This window comes from Micromonospora endolithica, from assembly GCF_003626595.1.
Lineage (GTDB): Bacteria > Actinomycetota > Actinomycetes > Mycobacteriales > Micromonosporaceae > Micromonospora > Micromonospora endolithica.
On sequence record NZ_RBAK01000037.1, the window covers coordinates 1 to 1,949 of the forward strand.

Sequence of the window (1,949 nt, forward strand, 5' to 3'; positions counted from 1 at the left end):
CCTGCTCGACCTGGGCCGGATCACCGCCGGCGGCCATGTAGCGCAGACCGCCGATGACCAGGAACATCGTTGCGACGAGCGCGATGATGCCCATGATCCAGCCGGTGATACTAGAAATGACCTCGTTGATGCTCTTCGGGGCCGCCACCGGCGGTGGTACGGCAGCGGCAAGATCCGACAGGACGGAGAGAGTTGGGTGCATCGCGCGCTCCACGAAGACATGTGGGGCCGCCGCGGTGGGGACCAGGACGAAGCCTCGTCCGGTTCGGTCGGGGGCGCTCCTCCTCGCGGATAGCGAAGGTTTGCGGTGTCAGTACGCCACGCCAGCCATGCCGAACCGTTGGCCTCGCCCGAGGAGGTCCCCACCGGGCGGGCATGTCGTGGATGACATGCACCGCCCAGATCTCGCTTGTCAGGCCGATCGAACCCGCCGTCTTCCTGTCACGCCCTGACACGACCGGATGCCTAGCTGCCTGACGACCATCTGTACTCGGGTCTGCGTCCTTGAGGCGCTGCACAGGTGAAGCCACAAGAGGGCGGAACTGTCGGCGTACGGCTTCGAGCGAGTACACGGCAGCCATCGGCATCCGCGAGTGCGGCTGCAGCTCGTGGCCGAGCTTGCTCTGCAACGATGAACTACAGTCAGTCATGTTGGCCGACCCGGCGGCGTCCGGTAGCCGAAAGTAGTGCGCTCGCGATGAGCCGTGGCTCAAGTCTGCGCGTGCTGCAGCCATGCAAACGCCTTGGAGCATCGCCAGCCTTAGGCGATCCCGTAGATCGCCTGGCCGTGCCCGCGGACCCAGGCGAGCGGCTTGCCGTCCAGGGCGAGCACGTTCAGAGCTGAGTCGTCGGGCGGGGCGGGCAGTTCGCCGAGGTCTACGACGTCGGGCGCCTCGATCGAGATCCAGTGACCGGGCAGGCGGCGAAGCGTTTCGACGAAGGCGGCCCGCTCGGCCGGTGCGACCAGGTACAGCACAGAGGTGTGGTAGACGACCGGAGTGGCGCCCTGGGCAGCCTTCGCGACCAGGTCGGGAACGGCGTCGAGACCGCCGCGCATCAGCTGTGGCGGATCAGCGGCGGCGATGGCGATCGCGGCGCGGAGGCGGTCTCGGCGTTGCTGCTGCTCGGGCCAGATGAGGGCTTCGAGCCAGGCGACGGCGTCCGGGTCGGTGATGTCGAGGGGGTTGAGGTCGACACCGGCCCGGCTAACGATGGTGGGAAGCGTCCTCGGAGGTTCGATGTCGACCGCGGCGCAGTCCAGCGTGACCGCAGACTTACCGATCGTAGTCGGCCCGTAGCGGTACGCGTACTTTTCGGGGAAGAGCGACAGGCCGGCCGAGCAGCCGACGTCGATCAGAGCCAGCGGCTGAGGCAGGGCCGACAGGACGGGCACCAGGGCGGCGCAGCGCCCGACCTCATTGGTCTGGGTAACCCGTGTCTTGATCTCGCTGGCGACGACGGGCCAGCGATCGAGGACGAAGGCCCGGAACTCGGCGTACGGCTCAAGGGGGCCGTCGAGCAGCCGTATCACCCCGAAGAGCAGGTTGGGCTGTTGCTTGGTCGGCGGGAGGGTGGCGAGCCTTCCGAGCAGCTCGTCGTCGTCGGCGATGGCCGACGAGAGTCGTTCGTAAGTCGACGAGTTGCCACGAGCCTCGCGCGAACCGAATTGAACATATTGATCTGCAATCGTCACTGGGTCATAGTTTCATCCGGCTGCGGCGCGATAGACAGCGATAGTCACACTCGCCACCGGAGGCGGCCGCACTCACTTGCCGCGATTCGGGCGACGGCCCACGTTCACCGGTTACTCATCGTGAGCAACGGACGTGCGCCACCGGGGCGACCGGCGCCGCAAGGTCCCCCAGCGCCACTGGCCCGGGCCTCTGCACATTTGGCGTACCTGGCTCTGCACCGGAACCCGTACGCCGACAGGAACCCCTCAGTGGGGA

At 67.1% G+C, this 1,949-nt stretch carries 2 protein-coding genes; both read right to left on the minus strand.

Going from position 1 to position 1,949, the window contains the following annotated elements; all coding sequences use genetic code 11:
• A partial coding sequence (locus tag D7223_RS32345; RefSeq protein ID WP_238162337.1) for a pilin occupies positions 1 to 214 on the minus strand: 214 nt, incomplete at its 3' end.
• A gap of 546 nt (positions 215 to 760) precedes the next feature.
• Entirely contained in the window at positions 761 to 1,693 is a 933-nt protein-coding gene (locus D7223_RS32350) for a DUF2332 domain-containing protein (RefSeq protein ID WP_120733493.1), read from the minus strand.
• Positions 1,694 to 1,949 lie beyond the last annotated feature (256 nt).